The organism is Micromonospora sp. NPDC049203, from assembly GCF_043197215.1.
Classification (GTDB): domain Bacteria; phylum Actinomycetota; class Actinomycetes; order Mycobacteriales; family Micromonosporaceae; genus Micromonospora.
This window is the reverse complement of sequence record NZ_JBICSV010000010.1, coordinates 77,564-89,902: the sequence shown is the minus strand read 5'-3', so window position 1 is coordinate 89,902 and position 12,339 is coordinate 77,564. Positions and strand designations below refer to the sequence as shown.

The window sequence follows — 12,339 nt, the reverse complement described above, 5'->3', positions numbered from 1 at the left end:
GGCGGTGTGCGCCGCCCCCGGGCACGGGTCACGGCCCGGTCAGCACGACCAGCTCGCCGGTGGCCCGGGTCATCGCGACGTACCTGTCCACCGCGCCGGAGACCCCGTCGCCGAACGACTCCGGGGCGACAAGCACCACCAGGTCGAACTCCAGCCCCTTGGCCAGCACCGGGCTCAGCGAGCGGACCCGGTCCGAGGCCGGGAACGCCGGGTCGCCGATGACGCACGCGACGCCCTCGCTGTGGGCGTCGAGCCAGCCGTCCACCACCGCGCGCAACTCCGCGCGGTCGCCGTACCGCACCGGTGCGCCGTCGCGGATGGACGTGGGCACGTTGGCGTCCGGCAGCACGGCCCGGATCACCGGCTCGGCGGCCGCCATCACCTGCGCCGGCGTGCGGTAGTTGACTGACAGCGTCGCCACCGCGACGTGGTCGAACCCGGCCCGCGCCAGCCGCCGCTGCCACGACTCGGTGAACCCGTGCCGGGCCTGCGCCCGGTCGCCGACCACCGTGAAGCTGCGCGACGGGCAGCGGGCCAGCAGCATCTGCCACTGCGCGTCGGTCAGCTCCTGCGCCTCGTCCACCACGACGTGCGCGAACGGCCCGGCGAGCAGGTCCGGGTCGGCAGCGCTCAGCGCGCTGGAGTCGACCAGGCTGGTGCGCATGTCCTCGCCGTACAGCATGGTCATCAGACCCTCGCCGTCGTCGTAGGCGTGCGACGCGATCAGCGCGTCGACCACCGTGTCCATCTGCGCGCGCTGCGCGGCCAGCACCGCCTCGTCGCGCCGCCGCCGCAGGGACGCCTCCGGGTCGCCGACGCGGCGCCGGGCCGCGTCCAGCCACGGCAGGTCCGCCACAGTCCAGGCCCGGGGGTCGGCCCGCCGCAGGGTACGGATCTCCTCCACGCCCAGCCCGGGGGCGCACCGGCGCAGGTAGGCCGGCACCGACCACAGGTCGGCCACCACGTCGAGCGGGTCGAGCAGCGGCCACGCCCGGCCGAACGCGGTGACCAGCTCCCGGTCGCGCGCCAGCGACCGGCGGACCGTCTCCTCCGGCTCGTCGCCGCGGTACTTCTCCACCAGGATCGTGAGCAGTTCCTCCCACACGTCGTCGCGGGCCTCGTTGTGCGGGACGCCCGGTCCGGCCGCCTCGAACGCCGTCACCCAGTCGTCGGCGGTAAGCCGCAGCTCGTCGTCCCCGACACCGACAGTCATCCCGGTGGCGGGCGGCTCCTCGTAGAACCGGACCGCGGCGTCGACCGTCCGCACCGGATCCGCCGACGCCTTCAGCCGGGCCACCTCGGGTTCGATCTCCGGCCTCGCCGCCGCGCCCTCGGGCACCAGGTCGGCCAGGGTGCAGATCTGCACGTCCTCCTCACCGAGGCTGGGCAGCACGTCGGACACGTAGTTCAGGTACGGCTGGTGCGGCCCGACGACGAGCACCCCGCCCCGGCGCTCGCCCAGCCTCGGGTCGGCGTGCAGCAGGTACGCGGTGCGGTGCAGCGCCACCACCGTCTTGCCGGTGCCGGGACCGCCGTCGACCACAAGCGCGCCCCGCGACCCGGCCCGGATGATCGCGTCCTGGTCGGCCTGGATGGTGCCGAGCACGTCGCGCATCCGGGCCGACCGGGTCGCGCCCAGGCTGGCGATGAACGCCGACTGGTCGTCCAGCGCGGCGTGCCCGGCCAGGGCGTCGGCGGTGAACACCTCGTCCCAGTAGTCGGTGATCCGGCCCGCGCTCCACCGGTAGCGGCGGCGGCTGGCCAGGCCCATCGGATCGGCGTGGGTGGCGCCGAAGAACGGCTCGGCGGCGGGGGAGCGCCAGTCCAGCAGCAGCCGGCCGCCCGCGCTGTCGGTCAGGCCGAGCCGGCCCACGTACACCGGTTCGGCACCGTCCGCGCCGACCATCCGGCCCAGGCACAGGTCCAGGCCGTAACGGCGCAGCGTACGCAGGCGCGCGCTCAGCCGCCGGACCTCCTGGTCCCGGTCCACCGCCTGCCGGCCCCGGCCGCCCGCGGCCCGGCGTGTCTCGTCGAGCCGGTCGGTCAGGTCGGCGATCGAGCGGCGCAGGCTGTCCGCGATGGCGGCGAAGTGCCGTTCGTCGGCGGCGATCAGGTTCGGGTCGGCCTTGGCCGACAGACGTTCGGGAAGATCGAAAACGCTGGTGGCAGGCAGGTTCAACTCGTCTCCGATCACGGGCACGGCCGGGCCTCCGCTCTTCGCGGCTCCGGCCGAATACCTCGGCAATGGGGTTACGGGCGGCAATTCTGCGCCACTACCCGGGCCTTGCGGCAAGACCGGGGGTGCGCTATATGTTGGTAGTGGCGGGAGAACCCGCCATTCTTTTTGCGCGAACAATTCTCGTACCCATTCCGGGTGTCCCGCCGCCCGCCGGTGACCGGCGTGGTCGGTAGGATGACGGCACCATGTCGAAGGAGCGCCGGCGCAAGGCCGATCCCGCCCGCAGCCTGGCCCTTCTCTGGCGCACCCGGGAGCCGGCCAGCCGGGGCGCCGGTCCCTCCCTCAGCGTCGACCGGATCGTGCGCACGGCCGTCGAGATCGCCGACGCCGAGGGCATCGACGCGCTCACCATGCGCCGGGTCAGTGAGGCGCTCGGCGTCGGCACCATGTCCGTCTACACGTACGTGCCCGGTAAGGCGGAACTGCTCGACGTCATGGTGGACACCGTCCTCGGTGACCTCCCGCGCCCGGCCGACGTGCCGGGTGGGTGGCGCGGCCGGCTGGAACGCATCGCCCGGGACAACCTGGCGCTCTACCGGGCCCATCCGTGGCTGCTGCGCGCCGAGACCACCCGGCCGGTGCTCGGCCCGAACGTGCTCGCCAAGTACGACTACGAGCTGCACGCCGTCGCGGACATCGGGCTCGACGACGTGGAGATGGACGCGGTGCTCACGCTCGTGCTGGGGCACGTCAAGAGCGCGGCCCGGGCCGCCCTGGACGTGGCCGAGCTGGAACGTGAGACCGGGATGACCGACGACCAGTGGTGGCAGACGCACGGGCCGTGGCTGGAGAAGTTCATGACCGCCGGCAGCTTCCCGCTCGCCGCGCGGGTCGGCACCGCCGCCGGCATGGCGCACGGCGCCGCGTACGGGCCGGACCACGCCTTCGAGTTCGGTCTCCAGCGGGTGCTCGACGGCATCTCGGTGGTGGTCGCCGAGCGTGCCGGTGACGGGACGGCGCCCGGGACGACCTCGTAGTCCGGCTGTTCACGTCGGAAAATCGCCGTCGCTATGGTGGCCGCGTGATCACCTGCGTCGTGCACTACACGATCGACCCCGCACAGATCGAGGCGTTCGAGCGCTTCGCCCGTGCCTGGATGCGGCTGGTGGCACGGCACGGCGGTGTGCACCACGGCTACTTCCTGCCCGCCGAGGGCGCCAGCGACCGGGCCGAGGCGCTTTTCAGCTTCGAGAGCCTGGCGGCGTACGAGCGGTACCGGGCCCGGTTCGGAGTGGACCCCGAGTTCGTCGCCGCCGACCGGATCCGCGACGAGTCGGGCTGCGTCCTGCGGTACGAGCGCACGTTCATGCGCCCGCTCCTGCCCGGCGACTGATCCTCCGGCCGGGCGGCTACCGAGCCGGGTGCGGGCTCTCGGCCGCGGCGGCGTACCGGCGGGCCAGGTGGGCGAACGCCGCCCGCAGCTCGGGCGGCCCGACCACCTCGATGTCGGCGTCGTAGCGGCCGAGCACGGCGGCCAGCCCGGCCCACGACCAGCCGCCCAGGACCAGGCGGCAGCGGTCCGGTCCCAGCTCCTCGACGATGCCGTCGCGGGTCCACGCGGACACCGTCCGGGCGGGCAGGTCGAGGGTCACCTCGCCCCGGCAGGGCCAGTCACCGGGCCCGGTGGCGCCCTTGAACCGCCCGGTGACGTACGCGGCGACGTCCCCGCCGGGTAGCTCGCGCGGCGTGAACCGGGGGCCGGTGGGCGTACGCGGACTGATCCGGTCGACCCGGAACGTGCGCCAGTCGGCCCGGTCGAGGTCCCAGGCGACGAGGTACCAGCGTCCGCCCCAGGTGACCAGGTGGTGCGGCTGCACCCGGCGCGGCGGCGCATCCGGTGTGCGGGCGGCGGACGTCGACACCGACTCGTAGTCGAAGCGCAGCTCCTCGCGGGCGTGCACGACGGCGCTCAACGTCATCAGCAGACCCGCGTCCACCCGGGACGCGGCGGGCGTGGCGGTCCGTTCCACGGCGATCACCCGCAGCGCGTCCACCCGGTGCCGCAGCCGCGCCGGCATCACCTGCCGCACAGTGGTCAGCGCCCGGGCGGCGGCCTCCTCGATGCCGGTGACACCGGTGGCGGCGGTCTGCAACGCCACGGTGAGCGCGACCGCCTGCTCGTCGTCGAAGAGCAGCGGCGGCAGCGCGGAGCCGGCGCCGAGCCGGTAGCCGCCGTCCGGGCCCTTGGCGCTCTCGATCGGGTAGCCCAGCTCGCGCAGCCGGTCGACGTCGCGCCGCACCGTACGCGGGCTGACCCGCAGCCGTTCGGCCAGCAGCGCGCCCGGCCAGTCCCGCCGGGCCTGGAGCAGGGACAGCAGGGAGAGCAGTCGCGCGGAGGTCGTCGGCACGACACGCATTCTGCCGCGAGAAGAGGACAGAAACTGACCGCTACGCCTGCGAGTGTGGTCTCCGTACCCGATCAGGACCGGAAGGAACAGATGACGATGACCGGCACGACCACGACCTCCACCACCCTCGACGCCGAGCGGGCCGACCTGCTCGCCGAGCTCGCCGACGCCCGGAACATGCTGATCAACACGGTGCGCGGCCTCACCGACGAGCAGGCCGGGCTGCGGCCGACCGCCAGCGCGCTCTGCCTGGGCGGAGTGATCAAACACGTCGCGTCCACCGAGGAGGCGTGGCTGCGGTTCGTGGTCGAGGGCCCGTCGGTGATGTCCTTCGCCCTGCCCGAGGGCGTGACCTGGGAGGACTTCATGTCGGGCAAGGCGCGAGAGCTGCCGGAGTGGGCGATCGAGCGGGGGCGGGACTTCCAGATGCTGCCCGAGGACACGCTGCCGGCCATCCTGGACCGGTACGCCCGCGTCGCCGCCCGTACCGAGGAGGTCGTCGCCGGCGTCGAGGACCTGTCGGCGACGTGGCCGGTGCCGGACGCGCCGTGGAACGAGCCCGGCTCGGTCCGCAGCATCCGGCGCGTGCTGATCCACGTCATCGCCGAGACCACCCAGCACGCCGGGCACGCGGACATCCTGCGCGAGAGCATCGACGGGCAGACCACCACCTGAGCCGCCCCGCAGACCCGTGCCGGGCGGCGGTCAGGCGACCGCCGCCCGGCCCATCCGGGTCACCGCCTCGGTGAGCACCGCCGGGGAGGTGGCGAAGTTGAGCCGCACGAAACCGGCGCCGCCGGATCCGAAGACGTGCCCGGAGCTGAGCGCCACCCGGGCCCGGTCGAGGAACATCCGCGCCGGACCGGCCAGGTCGCTGGCCACTCCCGGCCCGTCGCCCGCCTCGGTGGGTACGCCGAGGGCGCGGCAGTCCAGCCAGGCCAGGTACGTGCCCTCGGGCGGCCGCCACGACACAGCGGGCAGGTGTTGGCTCAGCAGCGACCCGAGCAGCGCCCGGTTCGCGTCCAGGGCGTCGAGCAGCCGGTCCAGCCACGGCCCGCCGGCCCGGAACGCGGCGGTGTGCGCGAGCACCCCGAGGTGGCTGGGGCCGTGGCTGACCTCCTCCGGCATCCGGGCCAGGTCGTCCGCCGCGTCCGGCCCGGCGACCGCCAGCGCCGCCTTGAGCCCGGCCAGGTTCCACGCCTTGGACGCGGACAGCAGCGCGAACGCGTTCTCCGCGCCGGGCACCGTCAGGTACGGGGTGAACCGCGCGCCGGGCAGCGCCAGCGGCGAGTGGATCTCGTCGGCCACCACCCGTACGCCGTGCCGGGCGGCCAGCTCGGCGACGGTGGCCAGCTCGTCGGGGCGGTGCACCACACCGGTCGGGTTGTGCGGGTTGCAGAGCAGGAACGCCGGCCGGTCGCCGAGCGCGCGGGCCCGGCGGAACGCCTCGTCCAGCGCGGCCGGGTCGAGCCGCAGGTCTGCCCCGAGCGGCGCCTCGACCACCCGGCGCCCGGCGTTCGTGAGGAACGCGTAGAACGGCGGGTAGACCGGGGGAGTGACCACCACGGCGTCGCCCGGGCCGGTGACCAGGCGCAACACCTCGACCGTACCCATCATCACGTCCGGCACCAGCGAGGTGCGGCCGACCGGGAAGTCGGCCCAGCCCCAGCGCTGCGCGGCGAACCCGCCGACCGCCTCGGCGTACCCGGTGCCGAACGCGTAGCCGGTGTCGCCCAGCTCGACCGCCCGGCGCAGCGCCTCGGCCACCGGCGGCGCCAGCGGCACGTCCTGCTCGGCCACCCACAGCGGCAGCACGTCCGGCGGGTAGAGCCGCCACTTCACGCTCGTGCGCTGCCGCAGCTGGTCGAGCGTGAGCTGGGTGAGCGGGTTGCCCTCGTCGGCGGAAACCGTCATGCGGCCCACCCTAGGTGGCACCTACCATCGGCCGATGGCCCACCCGGCGTACCCGCTGCGCACGTCCCGGCTGCTGCTGCGCCCGGTGACGCTCGGCGACCTCGACGACGTGCACGCCTGGCAGCGCCGGCCGGACGTGGTCCGCTGGATGGCCGGCGCCGCGCCGCGTACCCGAGCGGGGTCGAGGTCGTCGGTGACCGCGATGGCCGGCGAGGACGCGCTGCGCGCGGAGGGCGACTGCCTGACGCTCGCCGTGGTCGGCGGCGAGCGGGTCGTCGGCGCGGTGGAGCTGGTCTGGCGCAGCCGCGCCGACCGCACCGCCGAGCTGGGGTACGTGTTCCACCCCGACCACGGCGGCCGTGGCCTGGCCACCGAGGCGGCCGGCGCACTGCTGGACTGGGGTTTCGGCGAGTTCGGGCTGCACCGGGTCATCGCCCGCTGCCACGCGGACAACGAGCCCTCGGCACGTCTGATGGCCCGGCTCGGCATGCGGCGGGAGGCGCGGCACGTGCGCAGCTACCGGTTCCGGGGCGGCTGGGCCGACCAGCTCGTCTACGCGATCCTGGCCGACGAGTGGCGGTCCCGCTGAGCCGGGTCAGGAGACGGCGACCGGATCGCCGACGTGGATCTCGCCGGTGAGCCGCATCACCGCACCCTAGCCGATCTTGGGGGTGGCGCGGTCGATGATCGCGGCGAGGTCCAGCCCGCCCGGCAGCGTCCCGTACGCCTGCCCGTGGTCTCCGTCGAGCCGGGACGCGCAGAACGCGTCGGCGACCGCCGGGTGGCCGTGACGCACCAGCAACGCGCCCTGGAGGACCAGCGCCAGCCGCTCCACCACCCGCCGGGCGCGCAGCTCCAGGTCGCTGTGGTCGGCCAGTTCGTCGCGGACCCGGCGCACCGCGGCGTCCAGCCGGGCGTCCGCGCCGGCCGCGGCGGCCACCTCCGCCTCGTACGCGGCGAGCACCTGCGGTTCCCGGGTCAGGGCGCGCAGCACGTCCAGCGCGGCGACGTTGCCGGAGCCCTCCCAGATCGAGTTCAGCGGCGACTCGCGGAACAGCCGCGGCATGCCGGACTCCTCCACGTAGCCGTTGCCGCCCAGGCACTCCAGCGCCTCGGCGGCGTGCCCCGGCCAGCGCTTGCAGACCCAGTACTTGCCGACGGCCAGGGCGAGGCGCTTGAACGCGGTCTCGCCGTCGTCGCCGCGCGCCGACCTGTCGGTCGCGCCGGCCAGCCGGACCATCAGGACGGTGGCCGCCTCCGACTCCACCGCCAGGTCGGCGAGCACGTTGCGCATCAGCGGCTGGTCGGCCAGGTAGCCGCCGAACGCCCGCCGGTGGGTGGCGTGGTGCACGGCGGTGGTGACGCCGTGGCGCATCCCGGCCGCCGCGCCGATCACGCAGTCGAGGCGGGTCAGGTTGACCATGTCGATGATGGTGCGCACGCCCCGGCCCTCGTCGCCGACGCGCCACGCCACCGCGTGCTCGTACTCGACCTCGGCGGAGGCGTTGGAGCGGTTGCCGAGCTTGTCCTTGAGCCGCATCAGCCGCATCGGGTTACGGGTGCCGTCGGGCAGCACCCGGGGGACCAGGAAACAGGTGAGGCCACCGGGCGCCTGGGCGAGGGTGAGGAACAGGTCGCACATCGGCGCCGAGGTGAACCACTTGTGCCCGACCAGCCGGTAGCCGCCGTCCGGCTCCGGCCGGGCCGTCGTGGTGTTGGCGCGGACGTCCGAGCCGCCCTGCTTCTCCGTCATCGACATGCCGGCGAGCAGGCCGCGCTTGGTCTGCGGCGGGCGCAGCCCGAAGTCGTACTCGCGGGTGGTGAGCAGCGGCTCGTAGCGTGCCGCCAGGTCCGGGCTGTGCCGCAGCGCGGGCACCGCCGCGTAGGTCATCGAGATCGGGCAGCCGTGCCCGGCGTCGGGCCGCCACAGGTAGAAGCCGGCCGCGCGGGCCACGTGCGCGCCCGGCCGGTCGTCGGCCCACGGCGCGGCGTGCAGGCCGTGGCCGACCGCGGTACGCATCAGCTCGTGCCAGGACGGGTGGAACTCCACCTCGTCGATCCGGTGGCCGTACCGGTCGTGGGTGCGCAGCACCGGCGGGTGCTCGTTGGCGAGCCGCCCGTGTTCGGCGGCCTCCTCGCCACCGGCGAGCCGGCCCAGCTCGCGCAGCCCGGGCAGCGCCCAGCCGGCGCCCTCCCGGGTCACGCCGTCGCACAGCGCCGGGTCGTCGGCGGTGTCGTGGCCGACCATCGGGGGGACCTGGTTGACGACCTCGTGTGTGGTCACGGCGGCAACTCCCAGCGCGGTGGCGGATCAGGTCGGGGCCCGGATTGAACCATCGTTCAGTCCGCACCGGCAAGCACCCGCCGACCTGTCAATTTGACTGGTTTCGTTTGACATCATCCGGCTCGGAGATAAGACTCGCCGAAACTTTCTTTTGTCCGGGAAGTGGCTAGGGGGGCCTGTGTCCAGGAAGAAGCTCGGCGTGCTCGGCGCCGCACTCACACTGACAGTCGGCGTCCTGTCCGGATGCACCGGCGGCGAGGCGGTCGACGTCGGCGGCGGGGGGAACGCCGGCGGCGCCGGTGGTGTCCTCAACGCCGCGATCGGCGGCGAGCCGGATCAGCTCGACCCGCACAAGACCTCGGCGTACTACAGCTTCCAGGTGCTGGAGAACGTCTACGACACGCTCGTCGAGCCGGACGCCGACCTGAAGATGGTGCCGTCGCTGGCGACGAAGTGGACCACCAGCGCCGACCAGCTCACCTGGACGTTCACGCTGCGCGAGGGCGTGAAGTTCTCCGACGGCTCGCCGCTGACCTCGGCCGACGTCGTCTACTCCTATGAGCGGATCATCAAGGAGAAGCTGAACAACGCGTACAAGTTCGCCACCGTCAAGTCGGTCACCGGCCCCGATCCGGCCACAGTGGTGGTGACGCTGACCGCGCCCACACCGAACCTGCTGGCGAACCTCGGCGGGTTCAAGGGTGTGGCGATCGTGCAGAAGGCCAACGTGGAGTCGGGCGCGGTGAAGACCGCACCGGTGGGCAGCGGGCCGTTCAAGGTGGCCGGCTACACCTCCGGCGACAGCGTCAAGCTGGTCCGCAACGACGCCTACTGGGGGGACAAGCCGAAGCTGGACGGCGTCACGTTCACCTTCGTCAAGGACCCGACGGTGGCGTTGCAGAACCTGCGCAGCGGCCAGGTGCAGTGGACCGACAACCTGCCGCCGCAGCAGGTGAAGTCGTTGCAGGACGGCGACGACCCGGTGGTGAAGTCGGCGGCCTCCACCGACTACTGGTACGTGGCGCTCAACGAGGCCCGCAAGCCGTTCGACAACCCCGAGGTGCGGCGCGCGATCGGCTACGCGCTGGACCGCGAGGCGATCACCAAGGCCGCGAAGTTCGGCCTGGCGACCGTCAACCAGACCGCTATCCCGAAGGCCAGCGGTTTCTACTTCGACTACGCGCCCTACAACCACGACCCGGCCAAGGCGAAGCAGATGCTCGGCCAGGCCGGCGTGAGCAACCTGACCATGGACCTGATGGTCACCAGCGAGTACCCGGAGACGGTCACCGCCGCCCAGGTCATCGCCGCGCAGCTCAAGGACGTCGGAATCACCGTCAAGATCCGTACGCTGGACTTCGCCCAGTGGCTCGACGAGCAGGCGAAGGGCAACTTCGACGGGTTCATGCTCGGCTGGCTCGGCAACATCGACCCGGACGAGTTCTACTACGCCCAGCACCACAGCGGCGGCACGTTCAACTTCCACAAGTACAAGAACCCGGCGGTGGACAAGCTGTTGGACGACGCCCGTACCCAGACCGACCAGGGCGCCCGCAAGCAGGCGTACGAGCAGGCGGCGAAGCAGATCGTCGACGACGCCAGCTACCTCTACCTCTACAACCCGGACGTGGTGCAGGGCTGGTCGAAGAAGGTCTCCGGCTACGACGTGCGCACCGATCGGGCGATCCGGTTCCGGTCGGTCGCCCTGGCCAAGTGATGGCCCGCTTCGTCCTGCGGCGGGTCCTCCAGTCGGCGATCGTGCTGGTCGGCGTCACGCTTGTGGTGTTCCTGCTGCTGCAACTGGTGCCGGGCGACCCGGTCCGGGTGGCGCTCGGCACCCGGTTCGACCCGCAGACCTACGAGGCGCTGCGGGAGCGCGCCGGGCTCGACCAGCCGCTGCCGGTGCAGTACGTGAGCTACCTCGGCCACGCGCTCACCGGTGACCTGGGGGTCAGCTTCCGCACCGGCCAGCCGGTGAGCCACATCGTGCTGGAGCGGCTGCCCGCCACGCTGTCGCTGGCAGTCACCGCCGTGGTGTTCGCGTTGCTCGTCGCGTTCCCGCTGGGCATCGTCGCGGCGGTACGCAGCGGCTCCGCGATCGACCACGCCGCCCGCGTGTTCAGCCAGTTCGGCGTCTCCGTGCCGGACTTCTGGATGGGCATCATGGGCATCCTGCTGTTCGCCGGGGTGCTCGGCTGGCTGCCCCCGTCGGGCTACGTGGCGCTGACCGACGACCCCGGCCGGTGGGCCACCCACGTGGCGCTGCCGGCGGTCACCGTCGGCCTGGTCACCGCGTCGATCCTCACCCGGTTCATCCGCTCCTCGGTGCTGGAGGTGCTCTCCGCCGACTACGTGCGCACCGCCGAGGCGAAAGGGCTGCGCAACCGCGTGGTGATCCTGCGGCACGTGCTGCGCAACGCGCTGATCCCGGTGGTCACCGTGGTCGCGGTGCAGCTCGCCAGCCTGCTCGGCGGCGTCATCGTGATCGAGGTGCTGTTCGCCTGGCCGGGCATCGGCCGGCTCACCTTCGACGCCGTGCAGGCCCGCGACTACCCCGTCCTGCAGGGCGCGGTGCTCCTTGTGGCGGCCCTGTTCCTGCTGGTGAACCTCCTGGTGGACATCCTCTACGCCCGCCTCGACCCGAGGATCACGGTCAAGTGAGCACCACGACCGAGAGCACCGGACGCCGCGTCCTGGACGCGCTGCGGCGCGACCCGCTCGCCGTCGGCGGGACGATCGTGCTCGTGCTGCTGGTGGTGGTGGGGATCGCCGGCCCGTGGCTGGCACCGGCCGGCGTCAACGACGTCGACGTGGACCAGATGCTGCGCCCGCCCAGCGGCGCGCACCCCTTCGGCACCGACGAGCTGGGCCGCGACGTGCTCAGCCGGGTGCTCGTCGCCGCCCGGGTGTCGCTTCAGGTCGGCGCCGTCAGCGTCGGCATCGCGCTGGTCGCGGGCGTGACGCTCGGGCTGTTCGCCGGCTACTACCGGGGCTGGCTGGACAGCGTGCTCATGCGCTGTATGGACGTGCTGTTCGCGTTCCCGGTGCTGCTGCTGGCGGTGGCCATCGTGGCGGTGCTCGGCCCCGGCCTGCTCACCGCCATGGTCGCCATCGGCGTGGTCTACACGCCCATCTTCGCCCGGATCACCCGCGCCGGTGTGCTCTCCGTACGCGAGCAGGTGTTCGTCCGGGCCGCCGTCTCCATCGGCGCGTCCGACCTGCGCATCATGCGCCGGCACGTGCTGCCGAACATCGCCGCGCCGCTGATCGTGCAGACGTCTCTGTCGCTGGCGTTCGCGATCCTCTCCGAGGCCGCGCTGTCCTTCCTCGGCCTGGGCATCCAGCCGCCCGCACCGGCCTGGGGCCGGATGCTGTTCGACGGGCGTGGCTTCGTCACCGACGCGTGGTGGCTGGGCGTGTTCCCGGGCGCGGCGATCTTCCTCACCGTGCTGGCGTTCAACCTGGTCGGCGACGCGCTGCGGGACGTGCTCGACCCGCGCCAGCTCACCCTCGGCGAGGCCCGCAGGAGCACCCCATGAGCGAGCGCACCGAGC

General features: G+C 73.1%; 11 protein-coding genes. 7 read left to right on the top strand and 4 right to left on the bottom strand.

Annotation, left to right across the window (positions count from 1 at the left end):
* Positions 1 to 28: 28 nt before the first annotated feature.
* Positions 29 to 2,200, bottom strand: coding sequence for an RNA polymerase recycling motor ATPase HelR (gene helR, locus ACGFIA_RS23980; RefSeq protein WP_393262151.1), 2,172 nt, complete (start codon positions 2,198 to 2,200; stop codon positions 29 to 31).
* Positions 2,201 to 2,424: 224 nt separating this feature from the next.
* Here helR and ACGFIA_RS23975 point away from each other — a divergent pair, with 224 nt between their 5' ends.
* Both ACGFIA_RS23975 and ACGFIA_RS23970 read left to right on the top strand, forming a co-directional pair.
* Positions 2,425 to 3,216 (top strand): TetR/AcrR family transcriptional regulator, encoded by a 792-nt coding sequence (locus tag ACGFIA_RS23975; RefSeq protein ID WP_357384548.1) that lies wholly within the window; start codon positions 2,425 to 2,427, stop codon positions 3,214 to 3,216.
* A gap of 44 nt (positions 3,217 to 3,260) precedes the next feature.
* Positions 3,261 to 3,572, top strand: a complete 312-nt coding sequence (locus tag ACGFIA_RS23970; protein ID WP_357384550.1) for an NIPSNAP family protein — start codon at positions 3,261 to 3,263, stop codon at positions 3,570 to 3,572.
* A gap of 16 nt (positions 3,573 to 3,588) precedes the next feature.
* Here the strand turns inward: ACGFIA_RS23970 and ACGFIA_RS23965 are convergent, their stop codons facing one another.
* A complete protein-coding gene (locus tag ACGFIA_RS23965) occupies positions 3,589 to 4,596 on the bottom strand; it encodes a helix-turn-helix transcriptional regulator (protein WP_393262147.1) in 1,008 nt (335 codons plus the stop codon).
* Between the two features lie 87 nt (positions 4,597 to 4,683).
* Here ACGFIA_RS23965 and ACGFIA_RS23960 point away from each other — a divergent pair, with 87 nt between their 5' ends.
* Positions 4,684 to 5,262, top strand: a complete 579-nt coding sequence (locus ACGFIA_RS23960) for a DinB family protein (RefSeq protein WP_357384554.1) — start codon at positions 4,684 to 4,686, stop codon at positions 5,260 to 5,262.
* A gap of 30 nt (positions 5,263 to 5,292) precedes the next feature.
* Here the strand turns inward: ACGFIA_RS23960 and ACGFIA_RS23955 are convergent, their stop codons facing one another.
* Complete coding sequence (locus tag ACGFIA_RS23955) at positions 5,293 to 6,501, bottom strand: MalY/PatB family protein (protein WP_357479201.1); 1,209 nt, start codon at positions 6,499 to 6,501, stop codon at positions 5,293 to 5,295.
* A 34-nt stretch (positions 6,502 to 6,535) separates the two neighbouring features.
* Here ACGFIA_RS23955 and ACGFIA_RS23950 point away from each other — a divergent pair, with 34 nt between their 5' ends.
* Positions 6,536 to 7,090 (top strand): GNAT family protein, encoded by a 555-nt coding sequence (locus ACGFIA_RS23950; protein WP_357384558.1) that lies wholly within the window; start codon positions 6,536 to 6,538, stop codon positions 7,088 to 7,090.
* Positions 7,091 to 7,156: 66 nt separating this feature from the next.
* On the opposite strand, the gene ACGFIA_RS23945 is transcribed toward ACGFIA_RS23950, so the two are convergent.
* Entirely contained in the window at positions 7,157 to 8,785 is a 1,629-nt protein-coding gene (locus ACGFIA_RS23945) for an acyl-CoA dehydrogenase family protein (protein WP_357384560.1), read from the bottom strand.
* A gap of 178 nt (positions 8,786 to 8,963) precedes the next feature.
* Between ACGFIA_RS23945 and ACGFIA_RS23940 the strand changes: the two genes are divergently transcribed.
* Genes ACGFIA_RS23940 through ACGFIA_RS23930 form a run of 3 tightly spaced genes read left to right on the top strand, consistent with a single transcriptional unit; the run spans position 8,964 to position 12,324 of the window.
* A complete protein-coding gene (locus ACGFIA_RS23940) occupies positions 8,964 to 10,502 on the top strand; it encodes an ABC transporter substrate-binding protein (protein ID WP_357384562.1) in 1,539 nt (512 codons plus the stop codon).
* Positions 10,502 to 11,446 carry an ABC transporter permease gene (locus ACGFIA_RS23935; protein ID WP_357384564.1) on the top strand — a complete coding sequence of 315 codons (945 nt, stop codon included), beginning with the start codon at positions 10,502 to 10,504 and terminating at the stop codon, positions 11,444 to 11,446. The genes ACGFIA_RS23940 and ACGFIA_RS23935 overlap by 1 nt, the downstream gene beginning before the upstream one ends.
* Positions 11,443 to 12,324 carry an ABC transporter permease gene (locus ACGFIA_RS23930; RefSeq protein WP_357384566.1) on the top strand — a complete coding sequence of 294 codons (882 nt, stop codon included), beginning with the start codon at positions 11,443 to 11,445 and terminating at the stop codon, positions 12,322 to 12,324. Before ACGFIA_RS23935 ends, ACGFIA_RS23930 begins: the two co-directional genes overlap by 4 nt.
* Positions 12,325 to 12,339: the final 15 nt, after the last annotated feature.

Bases quoted from the DNA above. Each gene is read 5' to 3' on its own strand.
- ACGFIA_RS23975 (WP_357384548.1), top strand. From the start codon at position 2,425: ATGTCGAAGGAGCGCCGGCGCAAGGCCGATCCCGCCCGCAGCCTGGCC.
- ACGFIA_RS23965 (WP_393262147.1), bottom strand. From the start codon at position 4,596: ATGCGTGTCGTGCCGACGACCTCCGCGCGACTGCTCTCCCTGCTGTCC.
- ACGFIA_RS23960 (WP_357384554.1), top strand. From the start codon at position 4,684: ATGACCGGCACGACCACGACCTCCACCACCCTCGACGCCGAGCGGGCC.
- ACGFIA_RS23955 (WP_357479201.1), bottom strand. From the start codon at position 6,501: ATGACGGTTTCCGCCGACGAGGGCAACCCGCTCACCCAGCTCACGCTC.
- ACGFIA_RS23950 (WP_357384558.1), top strand. From the start codon at position 6,536: ATGGCCCACCCGGCGTACCCGCTGCGCACGTCCCGGCTGCTGCTGCGC.
- ACGFIA_RS23935 (WP_357384564.1), top strand. From the start codon at position 10,502: ATGGCCCGCTTCGTCCTGCGGCGGGTCCTCCAGTCGGCGATCGTGCTG.